Annotated in this window: 1 protein-coding gene; it reads left to right on the plus strand. The window is 58.6% G+C overall.

Translation table 11 applies throughout. The features are described 5' to 3' along the window. Nucleotides 1-650: transposase (locus DCC82_RS18370; RefSeq protein WP_483299670.1), on the plus strand; the 650-nt coding region annotated here is incomplete at both ends.

Below are 650 nucleotides of genomic sequence, written 5' to 3' on the forward strand. Positions count from 1 at the left end.
TGGCAACCTGCCCGATAAAACATGGAATCCCGAGGTGCTGTCTCGTGTCCATGAACAGCTGAAGCAGGCCAAAATCGAAGACGAATGGATTTACGTGGCCGATTCCGCCGCGATGACGAAAGAGACCCTGGCGCAAACCAAAGCGGCCAACGCCTTTTTGATCACCAGAGGCCCTTCGTCGCTCCGGATCGTGAAAACCGCGCTGGCCGAAGCGGATGCTGAGGACACGACGTGGAGCGATCCCTTTACGTTGGCGGAGAGAAACGGCGCCACGTACCGGGTATGGGAAACGGCCTCGACGTATGAAGGCCACCCCGTTCGGCTGATCGTTGTTGAATCGAGCGCGCTCGACCAGCGAAAAGGAAAGACGCTTGAAAAAGAACGAACCAAAGAAGCGGAGCTTCTTCGCGAGGAACAAGCCCGTTGGGAGCGTCACCCCTTCTCCTGCCGGGAAGATGCCGAACAAGCCTTGGCGTCCCTCAAGGCGTCCCTTCGCCCCCGGTTTCATCGGGTTGAGGCCGCGGTCGAAGAGATCGTACGCCTGAAAAAACGGCGCGGACGGCCGAAAAAAGGGGCGGAACCCGAGGTGGAGACGCTGTATTTCTTGCACCTTGACGTCGAATTCGACCAAGACGCGTGGGAACAGGCGA

Source organism: Geobacillus sp. LYN3 (assembly GCF_003064505.1).
In the GTDB taxonomy this organism is placed as follows: Bacteria; Bacillota; Bacilli; order Bacillales; family Anoxybacillaceae; genus Parageobacillus_B; species Parageobacillus_B toebii.